We start from the raw sequence: 17,413 nt of genomic DNA on the forward strand, positions 1-17,413 counted from the left end.
GCCGATCGCCAGCAATGGAAGCAACTATGTCGCAGATGCACATCGTCGAAAAAGCGCTTCGCGAGATGATCCTTGGCCTCGAGGTCGGTCCTGGCGAGCGGCTGACGGAGCGCTGGATCGAGAGCCGCTTCGGCGCCTCGCGTACGCCGGTCAGGGCAGCCCTGCTGCGGCTGGAGACGGAAGGGCTTATCTGCCGCGACGGGCGCGGCTGGACCGTGTCGCCGATCAACCTTGCCGAACTGGAACAGATCGCTGTGTACCGCGAAGCGGTCGAGGTCGCGGCGGTCAGGCTGACTTCGGCGCTGGCCGACAGGAGCGCAGCCGATGTCATCGAGGCGATGCTGGATTCCTGCGACACTGCCACGCCGCGCGAGGAATGGCACCGCGTCGGCATGGATTTCCATATCGAACTGGCGCGGCTCTCCGGCAACGAGTTCCTGTTTCGGGCCGTGCGCGATGCCATGACGCGCCTGTCGCGGGCGCGCTGGCTGGAGGTGCGCGACGAGGCGGCCCTTGGCCGCGCCTGGAGCGAGCATCACGCCATTCTGGCGGCGGTGCGGGCCGGCGATGCCGATGCGGCGGCGGCGCGACTTTCGGCCCATATCGCCGGCAGCCGCGACCGCCTGGTGACGTCGTTGCACAATGACCGGCGCGGCCTGCGCGCCAGGGGTTTTGCCGTCGTCGCCGCTTGATACTGGTCACGAAAACGAAAGAACGCCGTCGCGATCCGCTTTCGGCCTCGCTTCGCGGACGCCGATGGCGTAAGAGGCGGCCATGGAAAACAACCGATTTGAAACACCCGTGACCGTTAAGTCGGGCACGGAGGGAAGCACTCAGCTCTTGCGTACGGTGCGCGAGGCTTCCGATTACCTGCTCAACAGCTGGCCCGGCAAGCGCAGCCCCAAGCACCGCGAAGCGCTGCAGGCCTGCCATGACGCGCTGGCCGGCGACAAGCCGGCGATGATTGCAAGACGCGCCTTCATCGCCGCCGCGCGCGAGGTCAACGTCTTCGTCAGCGACAAGGCCCCGGCCTGATCACATCGGCCTGATCAGACCGGCATTTTGCCAGGATCCGGCCCGTTTCGCGGGCCGGTGATCCTGTCTTGCCTATTTTTCTGTCTCGGTGTCGGTTTTCGAACTTGCCTCGTTCTCAGGCTCGGCGCGCTCCTTGGCCGCGACCTTGGCGGCGAGCTTCTCCGCCTTCTTGGCGGCCTTCTGCCGGTCGCGCTCTTTGCGTTCCTGACCGTAATTCGGTGGTCGAGCCATATCGTTTCCTTTCGCTGTGCCTGATCCTGCCTAGAAGCATTGGCCGGCAAACACAACAGCGCCGCGAGGGCAGATGCCAGCGGTTCTGGACTTGCGTGATGGCGAACACAATGGTTTAGAAAAGGCTGCGGGACAGTTGCTGGAGCCGCCGCCGACCGATTTCGAATCAAAACGACCGATGGCCACGCTTCAAAGAAACGCACAGAAGCTGATCTACTATGCGCGCAACGCCATGCGCGACATCGCGCCGCCGGTTCTTTTCCGGCGCCGGCTCGGCCGGCTGCTCGATCAGGCCAGGCTTTCCGACGCATCGGTCCGCCAGCGGCTCAATTACTACAACACGCTGCGGGAGCCTTTTAGCCCCAGCCCCGAGGCCGTGCCGGTCAGCCGGCTGCCGTCGGACCGCAGCATGTACTATTACGATCTGAAGGAGTTCACCCGTTATTTCGACCCAGATCTGCGCATCGACCTGGAATTCGGCGACGTCATCGAAGTGCCGAAGATGCCGTCGATCGTCAAGGATCGGCCGATAGCGGGCGACAACGGCAACGGCGTCCTGTTCAAGCTGAACAAGTTCCGTCATTTCTACATGCCGGCCGACGATGTCGCCTTCGCCGACAAGCATCCGCTCGTCGTTTGGCGCGGCGAACTCAACAATCCGATCCGCACCTTGTTGCTGGATGCAGCCCGCAATCTGCCGTTCTGCGATGTCGGCACGCCGAGGGCGACAGCACCTGCGGAATACCGCAAGCCCTATCTCAGCATCGATCAGCAGCGCCGCTACCGCTACATCATCTCGCTCGAAGGCAATGATGTCGCGACCAATCTGAAATGGATCATGAGCTCGAACTCGCTCTGCCTGATGCCGCTGCCGACTTACGAGACCTGGTTCGCCGAGGGGCAGCTCGAGCCCGATGTCCATTATGTGCCGCTGGCGCCCGACTTCAGCGATCTGGCCGAGCGGGTGCATCATCTCGAGCAGCATCCGGCCGAGGCCCAGCGCATCGTTGCGGCGGCCAACGCCTATTGCCGCAAATTCGCCGACGAGCGGGCCGAGCAGGCGATCTGCCTGCTCGTGCTCTACAAATATTTCGTGCTCAGCGGCCAGATCGAGCCCGATCCGCAGGTCTGGCGGTTTATCGCGGGCTAGCGGCTTCCGGCGCCCTTAAGTCAGATGACGCTGCGGTCCATAACCAGATCGGCCGGGCCGAAGCGGTCCTTCGCCGTAAACTGCTGGTGCCAGTAGGGATAGAGCACCGGCGGCCGGCTGACGGCATCGAGACGCTGGCGTTCATCAAAGGACAGCGTCAGGCTTGCCGCGGCGAGATTGTCTTTCAACTGGGCCTCGTTGCGTGCGCCGATCACCAGCGAACTGACGGCCGGCCGGCCAAGCAGCCAAGCCAGCGCCACCTGGGCCGCCGAGACGCCGCGAGTGGCGCCGATGTCGACCAGCACGTCGACGATCCGCCACAGCCGGCCCTCGTCGCGGATCGGCGGTTCCGACCAGCCGCCGATCTGGCGCGCCGTCGGACTGTCGCGGCGGTATTTGCCCGACAGCAGGCCGCCGGCGAGCGGGCTCCACACCAGCACGCCAAGGCCCTGGTCGACCGAGATCGGCAAGAGCTCATACTCGGCCTCGCGTGCTTCCAGCGTGTAGTGGATCTGCTGGGTGACGAAACGCGGCTGGTGCTGGCTGTCGCTGATGCCGAGCGCCTTCATGACCTGCCAGCCGGAATAGTTGGAGCAGCCGACATAGCGGATTTTGCCCTGGGCAACCAGCGTGTCGAGCGCGGAGATGGTTTCCTCGAGCGGTGTCGCGCCGTCCCATTCGTGCAGGAAATAGATGTCGATGACATCGGTCCTGAGGCGCTTCAGGCTCTTCTCGCATTCGCGGATCAGATGATGGCGCGACAGGCCTTCGTCATTGGGGCCCTTGCCGATCCGCATGCGCGCCTTGGAGGCGATCAGCACGTCGTTCTTGCGCTTGCCGCCGAGCGCCTCGCCGATGATCTCTTCCGACAGACCGTTGGAATAGACATTGGCGGTGTCGATGAGATTGATGCCGGCATCGATGCAAGTGTCGATGATGCGCGAGGCCTCCGCGAGATCGGAATTGCCGACGGCGGCGAACGGCCCGCTGCCGCCGAAGGTCATGGTTCCCAAGGTCAGCGCCGAAACTTTCAAGCCGGAACGGCCAAGCGTGCGGTATTCCATGTCAGATCCTCGTAGTTTTGGTGGGGAGGCGGTTTTAGCAGGAAAGGGCGGGGAAGCCCGAAGGGGTCCGCCAATTGTAGGACAATTTGAGCGGCTTGTCGCCATCCCAGGGCGATGGATCGGCAATGCTCGCTGGTTTGCAGTGATGACCGGCTGGCCGGCGGCTTGCAATAAAACCGTCATTGGCGGCCTATATCGAGTCGGCTCAGGGTTTCATGCCAGCCGGCAAGCGGAGCAGTGGAAATGACCGAGTTGAAGCAGAATTCTCCGGCCAGGGATTGGCTGGAAGCCGAACTCGCCGACATGCTCGACGAGGACTATGAGCTTGAAATGTCGGAGCCGGCGCTGTCGCTGGAGATCTCCAAGATCTACAAGAACGCGCATCCGCCGTCGATCGACCGCATGCAGTATTTCCGCGACCTGATCGGCTTGCAGTCGGAACTGATCAAGCTGCAGTCCTGGGTCGCCTACCACAAGAAGAAGCTGGTGGTGGTTTTCGAAGGACGCGATTCCGCCGGCAAGGGCGGCGTCATCAAGCGCATCACCCAGCGCCTCAACCCGCGCATCTGCCGCGTCGTGGCGCTGCCGGCGCCGACCGAGCGCGAAAAATCGCAGTGGTATTTCCAGCGCTACGTGCCGCATCTGCCGGCCGGCGGCGAGATCGTGCTGTTCGACCGCTCCTGGTACAACCGCTCCGGCGTCGAGCGGGTGATGGGCTTTGCCGAACCCGATCAGGTCGAAGAGTTCTTCCGCGACGTGCCGGAGTTCGAGCGCATGCTGGTCCGCTCCGGCGTCACGCTGGTCAAATACTGGTTCTCGATCACCGACGAGGAACAGCAGATGCGCTTCATGATGCGCATCCACGACCCGATGAAGCAGTGGAAGCTGTCGCCGATGGACCTGCAGTCGCGCGTGCGCTGGGAGCAGTACACCAAGGCCAAGGAAGAGACGTTTGCCCGCACCAACATCCCAGAGGCACCGTGGTACATCGTCGAAGGCAACGACAAGAAGCGGGCGCGGCTGAACTGCATCGACCATCTCCTCAAACAGCTGCCCTATGAGGACGTGCCGCACGAAGAAATCACGCTGCCCGAGCGGGTGTTCAACCCGGAGTACGAGCGCCAGGTCCTGCCGCGCGAGCTTTACGTGCCGGAGAAGTATTGAGCACTTTTCCTTCTCCCCGTTTCACGGGGAGAAGGTGCCCGAAGGGCGGATGAGGGGCAGCGCCGGCATCGACGAATTCACAGCCGTCGGACGCTGCTAACCTCCAAAAGCAGCGCTGCCCCTCATTGCCTGCCGGGCATTTCTCCCCGTAGAACGGGGAGAAAGAAGCCTGCGCCTATCACTTCGCCACTACACCCGCTTGATCGTCACATGCGTGGCGAGCGCTGTCGCCACCTGCTCGGTGCACTGGTAACCCAGCTTCAGCATATCCAGCCCGGCAAACAGGCTCTCGCCCCTCCCGAGCAACACCGGCGACACCGCCAGATGCAACTCGTCGATGAGCTTCTCTTGCAGATATTGCCGGATGGTGGAAACGCCGCCGCCGACGCGGACATCCTTGCCGCCGGCCGCGGCCTTTGCTTGTTCGAGCGCGGCGTGGATGCCGCCGGCAACGAAGTGGAAAACGGTGCCGCCTTCCATCACAATGGGGTCGCGCTTGTAGTGGGTCAGCACGAAGGTCGGCACGTGATAGGGCGGGTTGTCGCCCCACCAGCCTTTCCAGCTCTCGTCTGGCCATTCGCCACGGATCGGGCCGAACATGTTGCGGCCGAGGATCCAGGCCCCGACATTGTCGAAGCTGCGGACAGTGAACCGGTCGTCCACATCGGTGGTGCCGCCATCCTTGCCGACCATCTCATGGAAGGTGCGGGTGCCGGTCATCCATTTGTGCAGATATTCGCCACCAACGCCGAGCGGATTTTGCAGGTCCTGGTCAGGACCGGCGCCGAAACCGTCGAGCGACAAGGTGAAGGCATTGACGCGAAGTTTGGACATGGAGACTCCCTTTCGGTGACCAGTTGTGATTTGCAATCAGTATTCAAACTGATTGCATTTTGCAACTAGTATTTTTAGAGGCAAGCCGATCTGTGGAATGCGCAGGGACCTCAAGCCGCCACGCGCTTCGGCATCACCGCAAACGGGCTGAGCCCAAGCCAGATCTGCATCTTGCCGGCGACGTCGAGATCGCCGGTCAGGCTGATCTTGTCGCGTTCCTTGTGAACTGTCGTCAGCCCCATCCAGATCGAGGTCATGGTGCACAGATCGGTCGAGACGTAGAGATCGACGTCGAAGCCCGGATCGTACCAGCAAAGATCGACCTCGCCCTGCTTTTCGACGATCAGCCACCACGATCGTTTTGACGCCGGCAGGTCATGGTACAGGAATTGTATCACGGTGCGCCCGTCCGGCAGCGGACTGGGGTTCAGATTGCGCCGCATGTCCCACATCAGCAGCGACGGATCGAGGTTTTTGAGCGACAGCCTGGCCTCGACCCATTTCTGGCCCCAAAACCCCATCGCCTCGACAACCGGGCGCAAATCCCGGCCCGCCTCGGTCAGCCGGTATTCGAACACGCCCTTCTCGGTCGCGATCTCGGTCCGCTCGACGATGCCGCCGGCCTCGAGGTCCTTGAGCCGTTGCGACAGAAGGGTTGGCGACATTTTCGGCACGCCGCGGCGCAAATCGTTGAAGCGGGTCGATCCCGCCACCAGTTCGCGCAGCAGCACCATGGTCCAGCGTGTGCAGAGCAGCTCGGCGGCCATGGAGAGCGGGCAGAATTGCTTGTAACCGGCTTGTGTCATGTGGTGAGCTCCAAAAGATGTTGCCGGACCTTATTCAGAAAACCTGAGTTCAGCCAGTACAGAAGCTGTACTGGCACCCCCGGTACAGTTCTGTGACTGGAGCGGTCCGGCGCCGCCATGCGAGGCAGCGGTCACGTCACCGGGCAGTCCGGTGCCGATCCATGAGGAGTTGGACAATGACCGCTTACGTGATCGCAGACATCAAGGTGAAGGACGACAAATGGGTGCCGGCCTATGCCGCTTCGGTGCATGACCTCGTCCACAAGCATGGCGGCAAGTATCTCGCCCGCAGCGGCAATGTGAAGACGCTGGAGGGCAAGCCGCTCGACACCAGCCTGATCGCCATCATGGCGTTTCCGTCGGCAAAGGCAGCCGAAGCCTTCACCAACGATCCGCAATACGCTCCGTTTGTGGCGGAGCGCCGGAAGGGCAGCGACAGCCGCTTCCAACTGATCGACGATACCGATCTCGCTGGAACGATCCCTTATTTGCCGAAGGCGTGAGGAAAAGCCGGAACCCGGTGTATCAGGGTTCCGGCTAACCCTTCAGCATTTGCGCCACTTCGGGCGCGAAGCAGGTGGACGGGTACTCTCACGCGATTTAGTCTTGAACTCGAAAGTCGGTAAACTGAGCAGGCGCGCACGTGACCATTATTTCACTCATTGCAAAACTGTTTGCCAACCGGAACCGCCCGCAGAATAGGCCAGCTCAAGTCCCAGAGCGGGTTTTCCGCAAAGAGGCGAAATTCAAGAAACATGGAAAATTCTTCCAGATCGGACCGACATATCGCGGCGGGTCCCATTGTCTTCAGCTGGAAAACGCCCAAGCTTTGGTGCCGCCACCCCGCATACTGCTCGGGCCGACGGAGTTTGGGGGATACGGCTTTCCTGAGTACCCGGAGACGCCCAGGCTACGGCCTGAAGCGACAGCCTATTGCAGGCCACCAAAAGACTTAGAAGATTTTCATTGTTACTGGCTTGTATCCGAGCGCCTGAAGGACGTTCTGCAGTCAGTCGACCCCGATGGGGTCGTGTTTAACGACTGCGACGTATTCTATTTGAGCGGAAAGCCGATCGAACCAAAGCACTACCTTTGCGACATCGTTCGCAAGATTGATGCCGTGGATCTCGAATCGTCGAAGTTTAGGCTTTTGATCGGCGAGAATGGAGGCGTCCACTACGACCGCGCCGGAGGCGCCTGCTTCTATTTCAAGGAGGAGATTGTTGGCGATGCGCATATCTTCAAACAGAAGAACATGGGCATTGTCATTTGCACCCCCAAATTGAGAGAAGCCTGTGTTGAAGCAGGCATCAAGAAGCCCGACTTGTTCCAAGACATGTCGGTTTGCGGGCGTGGTCGGCTGGACTTCGAAACAAGAAATGTCAAAGAGAGTTATGTGCTGGAGTGAATTTATCCCTTCAGCATTTGCGCCACTTCCGGCGCGAAGTAAGTCAGGATGCCGTCGCAGCCGGCGCGCTTGAAGGCGAGCAGGCTCTCCAGCATTGCCTTTTCGCCGTCGATCCAGCCATTGGCGGCCGCCGCCTTGATCATCGAATATTCGCCTGACACCTGGTAGGCGAAGGTCGGCATCTGGAACTCGTCCTTCAGCCGGCGGATGATGTCGAGATAGGGCAGGCCGGGCTTGACCATCAGCATGTCGGCGCCCTCGGCGATATCCTGCTCGGCCTCGCGCACCGCTTCGTCGGAATTGGCGTGGTCGAGATAGTAGGTCTTCTTGTCGCCCTTGAGCAGGCCGGCGGTGCCGACCGCCTCGCGAAAGGGGCCGTAGAAGGCGGAGGCGAATTTCGTCGCATAGGACATGATCGCCACATCCTGAAAACCATTGGCGTCGAGTGCGTCGCGGATGGCGCCGATGCGGCCGTCCATCATGTCGGACGGCGCGATGATGTCGGCGCCGGCCGCTGCCTGGATGACGGCCGCGGCGGTCACCTGTTCCACTGTCTCGTCATTGACGATGATGCCGTCGCGCAAGATGCCGTCATGGCCGTGCGAGGTGAACGGGTCGAGCGCCGCATCGGTGATGATGCCGATCTCCGGCACCGCGTCCTTGATGGCGCGGGTGGCGCGGTTGATGATGTTTTCCGGGTCGAGGATGTGCGATCCCGTCTGGTCGCGCAGGCTGAGTTCAACATTGGGGAAGGTGGCGATCGCCGGAATGCCGAGCTTAGCGGCCCGCTCGGCCTCCTTGACGGCGAGGTCCAGCGACAGGCGGAAGACGCCGGGCATGGCGGCGATCGGCTCGCGCGTGTTCTTGCCGTCGATCACGAAGATCGGCCAGATCAGATCGTCCACGGTAAGCCGGTTTTCCTGCACCAGGCGGCGCGACCAGTCGGCCTTGCGCATGCGCCGCAAGCGGCGGCTGCCGGTGATCTCGTCGACGCTGCGCGCACCGGCGGGCTTTGCCGGTGCGAATTTGTTGCTCGTCGCGGGAGTGAATTTGTTCATCGCAAAAACTCCGGGTCGAGGCGGCTTTTACCACGAGGCCTTGCCTCTGACCAATGCGACACGATTGTGCCAGTCGATAACGCGCTGCTTACGGCTTCGGCGGCCACGCCAGCTCGGGGCCGGTTTTGAAGAACGACACATTGTTGGTGAAGATGCTCTCCGGGGCGAGCCGGATCAGGCGCCCGTCCGGATGGTCGATGTCGGCCACATTGTCGATGAACCAGCGGTTCCAGGTCGCCTCCGGGCCGAGATATTTGTGCAGCAGCCGTTTGAAGCGGTTCGGCGCCATCGCTTCGATGGTGGCGACGCCGCGCAGGCCGAGATGCAGCAGGATGCCGGCCTCATTGTCGAAATGGACGATCTCCACGGCGCAGCGGGTCACGTTCGAGGTGTTTGACAGCACTTGCCCCGGTCGAGCCGAGCAGCCAGATCGCAGCGTCCTCCCAGATGAACCACATCGGCGCGTTGCGCGGCGCGCCGTCAGGCGTCACGGTCGCCAGATTGGCCATCAGCGGGCGGCTGAGAACATCATCCGGGTCGAACTTTTTCGGCATCTCCCAGCCATGGCTCGGCGCTGCGGTTTCAAGCGTCATGCGTTTGTCCCTGCATCAGAAGAAAGGCTGTTTTGCCCGGCAATTTTGCGCGCATTTCTGTCGGGGGCAAAGCACGGTCGCGTTCCCTTGCGAAAATCCAAACCGCGCCCGCCGGTTGACGCACCCATGCGCCACCTTTAGCACTTCAGTCCCGCAGGCGCGGGGAGGGATTCTCTGACGATGGTTTTTGGCGGCGGCGACGAGATCCGCTTCGAACGGTTGGGCAAGGCGGGCGTCGTCACGCTGACGCGGCCGCAGGCGCTCAATGCGCTGACACATCGCATGATCAAGGCGCTGGACAAGGCGCTCGACGCTTTTGAACGCGATACCGGCGTCGATGTCGTCGTCGTCAAGGCCGAGGGCAGAGCGTTTTGCGCCGGCGGCGACATCATGCACGTCTACGAGGCCCGCGCCGGGAAGCCGCCGGTCGAGTTCTTCGCCGACGAATACCGGCTCAACGCCCGCATCAACAGTTACAAAAAGCCCTATGTCGCGCTGATCGACGGGATCGTGATGGGCGGGGGCGTCGGCATCTCTTTCCACGGCTCGCAGCGCGTGCTGACCGAGAACGCCCAGTTCGCCATGCCCGAAGTCGGCATCGGTTTCTTCCCCGACGTGGGCGGCAGCCATCTGCTGCCTGACCTCGGCGGCAGCTTCGGCATGTATCTGGCGCTGACCGGCAACCGCATCCGCTATGGCGATGCGCTGTGGTCTGGCCTGGCCACCCACACCATCAAGGCCGCCGACCAGGCTGCCTTTCTCGACCGGCTCTGCGCCAATGGCGATCCGGAATCGGTGCTGCGCGGCTTTTTCGTGCCGGCCAGGCGCGAGACCGGCCAGCCGGTGTTGGAAGCCATTGCCCGGCATTTTTCCCAACCCTCGCTCGCCGAAATCCTCGAGAGCCTGGAGCGGGCGGCAGGCGCCGACGAGTTTGCCGCCAAGACGCTGGCCACCATCCGCACCCGCTCGCCGACCAGCCTTAATGTCGCGTGGCGCCAGATCAGCGCCGGGCTGACGCTGTCGATGGAAGCCTGCATGAAGATGGAGTTCCGCATCCTCAACCGCATGCTGGCCGGGCACGACTTCTATGAAGGCATCCGCGCCGTCCTCGTCGACAAGGGTTCGACGCCGCAGTGGCGGCCGGCAAGCCTGGCCGAGGTCGACGCTGCTTCGGTGGACGCCTATTTCGCGCCGCTCGAACGGGAGCTCGAACTGTGAGCGAGGTCACGTCGCGGCGCATCGTGCTGCAGCCCTCGGGTGTCGAGATCATCTTCGCCTGGTTCCAGCGCGTCATAGCGGGCTATTGCCTGCTGTTCGGCATCCTGTACTGGATACGGCTGATCGGCTTTTATCCCGGCCCGCTGTGGCGCTTCGACCTGATGCCGGTGCACTGGCAGGTCGTGGCGGTGATGCTGGCCGTGTTCTTCCCCTTCGCCGCCGCCGGCCTCTGGATGCTGGCGTCGTGGGGCCCGGTGATCTGGTTCATCTGCGCGGTGACCGAGACCATCATGTATGCCGGCTTCCCCGATCTGTACGGCCACCGGCCGCTGATCGTCTTCTCGCATGCCGCGGTGGCGCTGCTCTACATCGCCTTCCGCGTCGTTATCTGGATGCGCAAGCGCCCCGCGCGCGCCTGAAACGCCGCCCCGCAGCCATTGGCTAAATCTTTAGGTTAATTATCCTTGCTCGGGTGACCGTTCGTTAAGCGTCTTGCGAAACCTATTACCGGTAAGCTCTTGTTAGCCCTAGCGTTTAAGTCGAATTTTATGAGTATTCGATAGTGTCGCAATCAAGGTGAAAAACAAAAAATCACCAGGGCGACAAACGAGAGGCAAAGACAATGATCAATTCGCGTCCGGCGGCGAAGACCGCCAACGTATCCGACGATCGCCGCGAGGCTATCCGTTCGCTTTACATGGAATCGCTGCAGCTGGTGGAGCGTCTGCATCGCCGTCTGCTTGACGTGATCAAGGACGAGTTCGACCGCAACGGCCGTTCCGACATCAATGCCATCCAGGCGCTGCTTCTGTTCAATATCGGCAATTCCGAACTGACCGCCGGCGAGCTGCGCTCGCGTGGCTACTATCTCGGCTCGAACGTCTCCTACAATCTGAAGAAGCTGGTCGATCTCGGCTTCATCAACCACCAGCGCTCGCGCATCGACCGCCGTTCGGTCCGCGTTTCGCTGACGCCGAAGGGCAATGAAGTGGCGGAAGTCGTCGCCGGTCTTTATGAGCGCCATGTCGGCTCGATCGAACAGGTCGGCGGCATCAACAGCGAAGAGTTCAAGCAGATGAACCGCGCGCTGCAGCGCCTCGACCGCTTCTGGAACGACACCATCGCCTACCGGATGTAATCAGCGGGCCATTGAATAGCAGCTGCGCCGGAAGAAGCGCGGCCGGAGGAAAGTCTCAGCCAACAGGCCGGTGCCGAAAAGCACCGGCCTTTTCTTTTCGAGCCGCCGGCGCTTCCAAATTCGGCGTAAGCCACGTTGCCGCCATATTCGCGGTGGAAGCGGGGATGCGGGTGATGCGGCGGCGAAAGCTGTTCGCGCGCCTGTAATGTCGCATCGCGGTCCGCTTTTCACGGCTCAGTGATGCAGGTCATGGTTGGCTAATTGTTAACAGTGCCAACTTTAGAGTGCGGGCGATATCGCCCAAGATCGAGCACGTAGCCGAACGCTGCAACAGCCAAACGCTAGAAGCCAAACACGACAAGAATGTCTGGAACGTCCATGAGAACCAGCCGCCGCCTTTTCCTTTCCGGAGCTTCCGCGCTCGCCGTTGCCATGGTTGCCAATGCCGCCAGCGCGCAGGATGTGATCGACGATATCCTGAAATCATCGGGCCGCGGCAATTGGGACGACCAGTTCGATGCCCGCGCCTCGGAGGGCGGCAAGGTCGCCTCGACGCTGCCGATCTTCAGCCTGCAGACGGTCGCCTTCACCGAACAGGCGGTGGCGCAGTATCAGAACATCGTCGCCCAGGGCGGCTGGGGCGAGGTGCCGGCGACCAAGAAGCTGCAGCTTGGCGTCGACGATCCGGACGTGGTGCCGCTGCGCAAGCGGCTGATGGTTTCGGGCGACCTGGCGCAGAGCGCCGGCATTTCGACATCGTTCGATTCCTACGTCGACGCCGCGGTCAAGCGCTTCCAGGCGCGCCATGGCCTGCCGGCCGACGGCGCCATGGGCAAATACACCTACGCCGCGATGAACGTTTCGGCGCAGATCCGCCTCGGTCAGTTGCAGACCAACCTGGAGCGCCTGCGCGAAAAGGCCGGCACGCTGGGCAGCCGTTATGTGCTGGTCGATATCCCGGCGGCACAGATCGAGGCGGTCGAGAACGATCGCGTCGTGCTGCGCCACACCGCAATCGTCGGCAAGATCGACCGCCAGACCCCGGTGGTCAATTCCAAGATCAACGAGATCATCGTCAATCCTTACTGGAACGCGCCGGTCTCGATCGTGCGCAAGGACATCATTCCGCTGATGCGGAAGAACCCCGACTATCTCAAGGACAGCCACATCCGGCTGTTTGCGCCTGATGGCAGCGAAGTCGATCCGATGACTGTCGACTGGTCGACGGATGATGCCGCAAAATACCGCTTCCGCCAGGATCCGGGTTCCGGCAACGCCATGGCCTCGGTGAAGATCAACTTCCCCAGCCCCGACGGCGTCTACATGCACGATACGCCGCAGCAAAGCCTGTTCGGCAAGATGATGCGCTTCGATTCCTCGGGCTGCGTGCGTGTCCAGAACGTGCGCGACCTCGTCACATGGATCCTGCGCGACACACCCGGCTGGGACCGCCAGCATTTCGAGGCGACCATCAAGACCGGCGAGAACACGCCGGTGCAGGTCGTCAACCCGGTTCCGGTCCACTTCCTCTATGTGTCGGCCTGGTCGACGGGTCCGGGCGTCGTGCAGTTCCGCGACGACGTCTACGCGCTCGATGGCGCCAGCGAACTGCAGATCACCTCTTCGCTCTAGGTGCCTGAATTTTTTATGAAAGGCCGCCGTGAGGCGGCCTTTTCCGTTCGACATCCCAACAGAAGAAGACTGGTGGCCGCCAGCCATGCAGGCCATGAACACTGCCGGACGTTGCGCCGCAGGCCCATCTGGACGGACTAACGGCAATTGCGCATGGTCCTCAAAACAGCCGGAATCGCGCCATGCAGGTCGCAATCTTCATCCTCGCCGTGCTGGTCTTCGTCGCTCTTTCCGGCGCACTGGTGCGGTTGGTTCGGGTGCCGCTGCCGGTGCTGCAGATTGCCATCGGCGCCGCGCTCGCATGGCCGGTGAAGGGCATCCATGTCGAGATCGACCCCGAACTCTTCCTGCTGGTGTTCATCCCGCCGCTTTTGTTCGGCGATGCCTATGGAGCGCCCAAACGCGAGCTGATCGCGCTGCGCGGACCGATCCTCGATCTGGCCATCGGGCTGGTCTTCTTTACCATTGTCGGCTTCGGTTATGCCTTGCACTGGTTGGTGCCGAGCATCCCGCTGGTCGTCGCCTTCGCGCTCGCCGCCGTGCTGTCCCCGACCGACGCCGTGGCGGTGTCCTCGATCGTCGACAGAAGCCTGGTGCCGGCGCGGCTGATGCATATTCTGGAAGGCGAGGCGCTGCTCAACGACGCCTCGGGCCTGGTCATGTTCCGCTTCGCCGTCGCCGCCGCCGTGACCGGCAGCTTTTCCTTCGCCGATGCATCGCTGAGCTTCGTTTATGCCGTCGCCATCGGCATCCCTGGCCGGCATCGCCGCGTTGTTCATCGCCGCCAGGCTGCTGCAGCTTCTGAATCGCATCGGCGGCGTTCCGGCCGAGGCGCAGGTTCTGGTCATGGTCCTGCTGCCCTTCATGCCTATCTCGTCGCCGAACATCTGCATGCCTCAGGCATTCTGGCGGCGGTCACCGCCGGGGTTTTGACCGGCAGCTCCGGCGTCTTCCGCTTCCTCGGCGTCTCGGCGCGCATGCAGACGATCTCGCTGTGGACGACCTTGTCCTTCGTCTACAATGGCGCGCTGTTCATCGTGCTCGGCATGCAGCTTCCCGAAATCATTCGCCGCGTGCCGCCTGAACTGACCGGCCATTACCCGATCATCCAGCCGGTCGCGACGGTGATAGCGCTGACGCTGTGCCTGATCGCGCTGCGCTTCCTCTGGATCTGGGTCGGCGACATCGCGGCAGGCCTCAAGGCAAAATGGGGAAAGCGCAAGGCCGAGCCGTTCGGGATGCGTGTGCGGCTTGCCGGCTCGGTGGCGGGCGTGCGCGGCGCGATCACGCTGGCCGGCATCCTGTCGCTCCCGCTTGCGATGCCGGACGGCTCGCCTTTTCCCGCGCGCGACCTGGTGATCTTCCTCGCCGCCGGCGTCATCATCTGTTCGCTCGCCATCGCCAGCGTGGCGCTGCCGAAGATAGCGCGCGGGCTGGTCGAGCCGGGCGAGGATGGCCGCGCCATCGAGGAGCGTCTCGCCCGCATCGGCGCCGCCAAGGCGGCCATCGCCCGCGTCGAAAGCATGGCGGGCGCCAGCGACGACGACCAGGGCGAGGTCCCCGGCGCCAGGCTTGCCGCCGCCGAAAACATCGTCGTCGGCTACCGGCGCCGCATCGCCACCTCGGACGAGGCCGACGACGCCCGGGCGGAGGCCCGCGAAGCCGGGCGGCTGGAGCTCGAAATGCGGCTTGCCGGCATCGAGGCCGAGCGCATCGCCGTGTGCGACATGTTAAGCAGCGGCGCGATCAACGACCATACGGCGCAGGCGCTGTTTACCGAGATCACGCTCACCGAAGCCTTGCTGCAGGGGCGGCAGGAGCGAAAATAGCGGTTCAGGGCCGCTCTGGCGCAATCCGGCCAGCAAATTTCGCGCTGCAAACGTGGCGAGGCGAAAACAACTGTGTTAATGGCGCGGCAATGCATGTCGCCCGGAACCGTGCAGCGGTTTCGGGGCAACGATATGCATAGATAAATGCCCCGAACCGAAGGATTTCAGGCCATGGCAACTGCAGCGGCAGCGTCGAACAAATTCGAATCCTTCTTCGAAACCACGCTGGAAGATGCCGATCCGGAGATCTTCGGCTCGATCCGCAACGAGCTTGGCCGCCAGCGTCACGAGATCGAGCTGATCGCCTCGGAAAACATCGTTTCGCGCGCCGTGCTCGAGGCGCAGGGCTCGATCATGACCAACAAATACGCCGAGGGTTATCCGGGCAAGCGCTATTATGGCGGCTGCCAGTTCGTCGACGTCGCCGAGGAACTCGCTATCGAGCGCGCCAAAAAGCTGTTCGGCTGCAACTTCGCCAATGTCCAGCCGAATTCCGGCAGCCAGATGAACCAGGCGGTCTTCCTGGCGCTGCTGCAGCCGGGCGATACCTTCATGGGCCTCGACCTGAACTCCGGCGGCCACCTGACGCACGGCTCGCCCGTCAATATGAGCGGCAAATGGTTCAAGGTCGTTTCCTATGGCGTGCGCAAGGACGACCATCTGCTCGACATGGACGCGATCGAAAAGACCGCGCATGAGACCAAGCCGAAGCTGATCCTGGCCGGCGGCACCGCCTATTCGCGCATCTGGGACTGGAAGCGCTTTCGCGAGATTGCCGATGCGGTCGGCGCCTATCTGATGGTCGACATGGCCCATATCGCCGGCCTGGTTGCCGGCGGCGTGCATCCGTCACCGCTGCCGCACGCCCATGTCGTGACCACGACCACGCACAAATCGTTGCGAGGCCCGCGCGGCGGCATGATCCTGTGCAATGACGAGGACATCGCCAAGAAGATGAACTCGGCGGTTTTCCCCGGCCTGCAGGGCGGCCCGCTGATGCATGTCATCGCCGCCAAGGCGGTTGCCTTCGGCGAGGCGCTGAAGCCGAGCTTCAAGCTCTATGCCGAGAGCGTCGCCGCCAACGCCAAGGCGCTGGCGTCGAGCCTCAAGGAAACCGGCCTCGACATCGTCTCCGGCGGCACCGACAACCATCTGATGCTGGTCGATCTCAGGCCCAAGAACGCCACCGGCAAGCGCGCCGAGGCAGCGCTCGGCCGCGCCAACATCACCTGCAACAAGAACGGCATCCCGTTCGATCCGGAAAAGCCTTTCGTCACCTCTGGCGTGCGTCTGGGCACGCCGGCCGGCACCACGCGCGGCTTCGGCCAGGCCGAGTTCCGCGAGATCGGCAAGCTGATCGCCGAAGTGCTGGACGGGCTGAAGGTCGCCAATTCCGACGAAGGCAATGCGGCGGTCGAGGCGGCGGTGAAGGCAAAGGTCGTGGCGCTGACCGATCGTTTCCCGCTCTATCCCTATCTCGGTTGACCGCCAGCGGCGCTTCGTCTTTTATCCCGCGCTCTGCGCCGCTTGCTGTCCGGGCGGCGCGGCCTGTTGGAGATTTGACGATGCGCATGTTCCATCCTGCCGTTCTGGCCTCCCTCGGCTCGCTTGCCGCTGTCGCCGTGTCGGGCGCGATCGCCCAGGAGCAGACGCAGCCGGGCACGGATATCCCCGCCACAAACACCTTTGGCAGGTGGACCACCATCATCGATGCGCTCGACACCGGCCAGGATTCCCGCAAGACCTGCGCTGCCTCCACGGCCTTTGTCGATGGCGGCGGCAATGCCGGCACGCTGACGCTTTCGATCTCGACCGGCGACGCGCTGCCGCCCGATGCCTATCCCGCGATCATGTTCACGATCGCCAACAAGGAGCTGCCGACCGGCAAGAAGATCGCCGCGACCTTCGGTGACCCCGGCGTCAAGGTTTCCGCGACCGTCTATTCCAATGATGCCGGCCGCCCGAGCTGGACCGTCGACAACCAGGCCAAGACCAGTCTCGCTTTGTTGCGGGCCATGCGCCAGGTCATCTCGCTCGATGTGACGTTCGGCAAGCAGGCTGTCGCCAGCATCCCGATGGATGGCTTCACCAAGGCCTACCGCAACCTCGGAACGTCCTGCGGCTTCCCGACCAAGGACGTCGCCCCCTGACATATCTGGCGCGGCTGGCAATTTTCCTCCCGCCTCGCTATCTCTGAGGGCGCGAGCGGCCGTTGCCGAACCTTTGCCGTCCCGGCAAAAACCTCTAAGCCTA

The 17,413-nt window shown here is 62.7% G+C and carries 20 protein-coding genes; 13 read left to right on the top strand and 7 right to left on the bottom strand.

The annotated features are described in order from the left end of the window. Positions 1 to 26: 26 nt before the first annotated feature. Both X728_RS152995 and X728_RS152990 read left to right on the top strand, forming a co-directional pair. Entirely contained in the window at positions 27 to 692 is a 666-nt protein-coding gene (locus X728_RS152995; RefSeq protein ID WP_023742859.1) for a GntR family transcriptional regulator, read from the top strand. Between the two features lie 109 nt (positions 693 to 801). Further along, positions 802 to 1,035: a DUF982 domain-containing protein gene (locus X728_RS152990; RefSeq protein WP_245259900.1), complete on the top strand. Its 234-nt coding sequence runs from the start codon at positions 802 to 804 to the stop codon at positions 1,033 to 1,035. Between the two features lie 72 nt (positions 1,036 to 1,107). Here X728_RS152990 and X728_RS1000000168855 read toward each other — a convergent pair whose 3' ends face one another. Next, positions 1,108 to 1,266: a hypothetical protein gene (locus X728_RS1000000168855; protein WP_023673009.1), complete on the bottom strand. Its 159-nt coding sequence runs from the start codon at positions 1,264 to 1,266 to the stop codon at positions 1,108 to 1,110. Between the two features lie 178 nt (positions 1,267 to 1,444). Between X728_RS1000000168855 and X728_RS152985 the strand changes: the two genes are divergently transcribed. Next, positions 1,445 to 2,416: a glycosyl transferase family 90 gene (locus X728_RS152985; protein WP_023753659.1), complete on the top strand. Its 972-nt coding sequence runs from the start codon at positions 1,445 to 1,447 to the stop codon at positions 2,414 to 2,416. A gap of 20 nt (positions 2,417 to 2,436) precedes the next feature. On the opposite strand, the gene X728_RS152980 is transcribed toward X728_RS152985, so the two are convergent. Continuing rightward, positions 2,437 to 3,480, bottom strand: a complete 1,044-nt coding sequence (locus X728_RS152980; protein WP_023700559.1) for an aldo/keto reductase — start codon at positions 3,478 to 3,480, stop codon at positions 2,437 to 2,439. Positions 3,481 to 3,723: 243 nt separating this feature from the next. Between X728_RS152980 and ppk2 the strand changes: the two genes are divergently transcribed. Next, entirely contained in the window at positions 3,724 to 4,644 is a 921-nt protein-coding gene (gene ppk2 / locus X728_RS152975; protein WP_023682405.1) for a polyphosphate kinase 2, read from the top strand. A gap of 189 nt (positions 4,645 to 4,833) precedes the next feature. On the opposite strand, the gene X728_RS152970 is transcribed toward ppk2, so the two are convergent. Both X728_RS152970 and X728_RS152965 read right to left on the bottom strand, forming a co-directional pair. Then, the gene (locus tag X728_RS152970; protein WP_023697456.1) at positions 4,834 to 5,478 is read right to left on the bottom strand and encodes a dihydrofolate reductase family protein; all 645 of its coding nucleotides are present in this window, start codon (positions 5,476 to 5,478) and stop codon (positions 4,834 to 4,836) included. Between the two features lie 110 nt (positions 5,479 to 5,588). Then, entirely contained in the window at positions 5,589 to 6,284 is a 696-nt protein-coding gene (locus tag X728_RS152965) for a helix-turn-helix domain-containing protein (RefSeq protein ID WP_023682403.1), read from the bottom strand. Between the two features lie 176 nt (positions 6,285 to 6,460). On the opposite strand from X728_RS152965, the gene X728_RS152960 reads away from it, so the two are divergent. Together X728_RS152960 and X728_RS0135155 are read left to right on the top strand one after the other, a co-directional pair. Further along, on the top strand, positions 6,461 to 6,787 hold the full coding sequence (locus tag X728_RS152960; protein ID WP_023673003.1) for a DUF1330 domain-containing protein: 327 nt from the start codon (positions 6,461 to 6,463) through the stop codon (positions 6,785 to 6,787). Between the two features lie 140 nt (positions 6,788 to 6,927). Further along, the gene (locus X728_RS0135155) at positions 6,928 to 7,692 is read left to right on the top strand and encodes a DUF1629 domain-containing protein (RefSeq protein WP_023697454.1); all 765 of its coding nucleotides are present in this window, start codon (positions 6,928 to 6,930) and stop codon (positions 7,690 to 7,692) included. A 2-nt stretch (positions 7,693 to 7,694) separates the two neighbouring features. Here X728_RS0135155 and hemB read toward each other — a convergent pair whose 3' ends face one another. From hemB to X728_RS1000000171580, 3 genes are all read right to left on the bottom strand, one after another. After that, entirely contained in the window at positions 7,695 to 8,750 is a 1,056-nt protein-coding gene (gene hemB, locus X728_RS152955) for a porphobilinogen synthase (protein ID WP_023831602.1), read from the bottom strand. An 88-nt stretch (positions 8,751 to 8,838) separates the two neighbouring features. Beyond that, positions 8,839 to 9,132: a hypothetical protein gene (locus X728_RS1000000171575; protein ID WP_245260449.1), complete on the bottom strand. Its 294-nt coding sequence runs from the start codon at positions 9,130 to 9,132 to the stop codon at positions 8,839 to 8,841. Further along, positions 9,092 to 9,343, bottom strand: a complete 252-nt coding sequence (locus X728_RS1000000171580; protein ID WP_245260289.1) for a pyridoxamine 5'-phosphate oxidase family protein — start codon at positions 9,341 to 9,343, stop codon at positions 9,092 to 9,094. Before X728_RS1000000171580 ends, X728_RS1000000171575 begins: the two co-directional genes overlap by 41 nt. Before the next feature lie 180 nt (positions 9,344 to 9,523). Here X728_RS1000000171580 and X728_RS152950 point away from each other — a divergent pair, with 180 nt between their 5' ends. The 7 genes from X728_RS152950 (at position 9,524) to X728_RS152925 (ending at position 17,310) form a co-directional block, all read left to right on the top strand. Beyond that, on the top strand, positions 9,524 to 10,561 hold the full coding sequence (locus tag X728_RS152950; protein ID WP_023831603.1) for an enoyl-CoA hydratase/isomerase family protein: 1,038 nt from the start codon (positions 9,524 to 9,526) through the stop codon (positions 10,559 to 10,561). Beyond that, complete coding sequence (locus X728_RS152945; protein WP_023682398.1) at positions 10,558 to 10,980, top strand: DUF6163 family protein; 423 nt, start codon at positions 10,558 to 10,560, stop codon at positions 10,978 to 10,980. Before X728_RS152950 ends, X728_RS152945 begins: the two co-directional genes overlap by 4 nt. A 203-nt stretch (positions 10,981 to 11,183) precedes the next feature. After that, positions 11,184 to 11,699 (top strand): winged helix DNA-binding protein, encoded by a 516-nt coding sequence (locus tag X728_RS152940; RefSeq protein ID WP_023672997.1) that lies wholly within the window; start codon positions 11,184 to 11,186, stop codon positions 11,697 to 11,699. A 378-nt stretch (positions 11,700 to 12,077) separates the two neighbouring features. Continuing rightward, a complete protein-coding gene (locus tag X728_RS152935) occupies positions 12,078 to 13,331 on the top strand; it encodes a L,D-transpeptidase family protein (RefSeq protein ID WP_023708671.1) in 1,254 nt (417 codons plus the stop codon). 182 nt (positions 13,332 to 13,513) lie between these two features. Next, positions 13,514 to 15,160 carry a Na+/H+ antiporter gene (locus tag X728_RS01000000166755; protein WP_081732405.1) on the top strand — a complete coding sequence of 549 codons (1,647 nt, stop codon included), beginning with the start codon at positions 13,514 to 13,516 and terminating at the stop codon, positions 15,158 to 15,160. 171 nt (positions 15,161 to 15,331) lie between these two features. After that, positions 15,332 to 16,645 carry a serine hydroxymethyltransferase gene (gene glyA / locus X728_RS152930; protein WP_023669349.1) on the top strand — a complete coding sequence of 438 codons (1,314 nt, stop codon included), beginning with the start codon at positions 15,332 to 15,334 and terminating at the stop codon, positions 16,643 to 16,645. 80 nt (positions 16,646 to 16,725) lie between these two features. After that, positions 16,726 to 17,310: a hypothetical protein gene (locus X728_RS152925; protein ID WP_023730852.1), complete on the top strand. Its 585-nt coding sequence runs from the start codon at positions 16,726 to 16,728 to the stop codon at positions 17,308 to 17,310. Positions 17,311 to 17,413: the final 103 nt, after the last annotated feature.

This window comes from Mesorhizobium sp. L103C119B0 (assembly GCF_000502235.1).
In the GTDB taxonomy this organism is placed as follows: domain Bacteria; phylum Pseudomonadota; class Alphaproteobacteria; order Rhizobiales; family Rhizobiaceae; genus Mesorhizobium.